This window comes from Halomonas sp. IOP_31 (genome assembly GCF_021151495.1).
GTDB lineage: Bacteria > Pseudomonadota > Gammaproteobacteria > Pseudomonadales > Halomonadaceae > Modicisalibacter > Modicisalibacter zincidurans.
Map to the genome: position 1 here is coordinate 1 of NZ_JAIRBP010000084.1, position 1,257 is coordinate 1,257.

1 protein-coding gene is annotated in these 1,257 nt (G+C 70.6%); it reads right to left on the minus strand.

Annotated features, from left to right (window positions below):
- Positions 1-10: 10 nt before the first annotated feature.
- Positions 11-1,257: aldehyde dehydrogenase (NADP(+)) (locus tag K7I12_RS17405; RefSeq protein ID WP_231664812.1), on the minus strand; the 1,247-nt coding region annotated here is incomplete at its 5' end.

Genomic DNA, 1,257 nt, shown 5'->3' on the forward strand with positions numbered 1-1,257 from the left:
CTCGCGCCGCTCAGCCTTCGCGCCTTCCGTCGTAAAGCCGCTTGAGGCCCAGCGGATTGGCCTCCTTGAGCGCTTCGGGACGCAGCGCGTCGGGCAGATTCTGATAGCACACCGGACGCAGGAAGCGATAGATCGCCGCGGTGCCCACCGAAGTGCTGCGCACGTCCGAGGTGGCCGGGAACGGCCCGCCGTGGACCATCGCGTGGCTGACCTCGACGCCGGTCGGCCAGCCGTTGACCAGGATGCGCCCGGCCTTGTGCTCGAGCGTCGGCAGCAGCGCGCGGGCCGCGTCGTGATCGGCGTCGTCCATCTGCAGCGTGATGGTCAACTGGCCTTCGAGACGGTCGGCGACCCGCTTGACCTCGGCGGCATCCTGACATTCGATCACCAGCGAGGTGGAGCCGAACACCTCTTCCTGCAGTGCCTCATCATTGAGGAAGGCCTCGGCCGAGGTGACGTACAGCCCGGCCTGGCACTGGTTGGGCGTCTCGCCGACCTGGCCGCGGGCGATTTCACGCACCTGGTCGTGGCTGGCCAGCCGCGCCACGCCCTGCTGGTAGGCGTCATAAATGCCCGGGGTGAGCATGGTCTGCGCGGCACTTTCCTTGAGCGCCGCGCCGGCGGTGGCGACGAAGGCGTCCAGCGCCGCGCCCTGCTCGGCGATCACCAGCCCGGGGTTGGTGCAGAACTGCCCGGCGCCCAGGTTGAGCGAGGCGACGAAGCCCTTGGCCATCTCCTCGCCGCGGGCCTCGAGCGCCGCCGGCAGCGGGAACACCGGGTTGATCGAGCTCATCTCGGCGTAGAAGGGGATCGGCTCGGCACGGTTCTGGGCGACCTTGAGCAGCGCCAGGCCGCCGCTGCGCGAGCCGGTGAAGCCGCCGGCCTTGATCCGCGGATCGGCGACCAGCGCGGTGCCCACTTCGCGCCCGGAGCCGAACAGCAGCGAGAACACCCCCTCCGGCAGGTTGCATTGGGCGATTGCGCGCTGGATCGCCCGGCCCACCAGTTCCGAGGTGCCGGGATGGGCGGAGTGCGCCTTGACGATCACCGGGCAGCCCGCGGCTAAGCTTGATGCGGTATCGCCGCCGGCCACCGAGAACGCCAGCGGGAAGTTCGAGGCGCCGAATACCGCCACCGGGCCCAGCGCGATGTGGCGCTGACGCAGGTCGACCCGCGGCATCGGCTGACGCTCGGGCAGCGCCGGGTCGACGCGCACGTCGAGCCACTCGCCGGCGCGCACCACCTGGGCGAACAGCC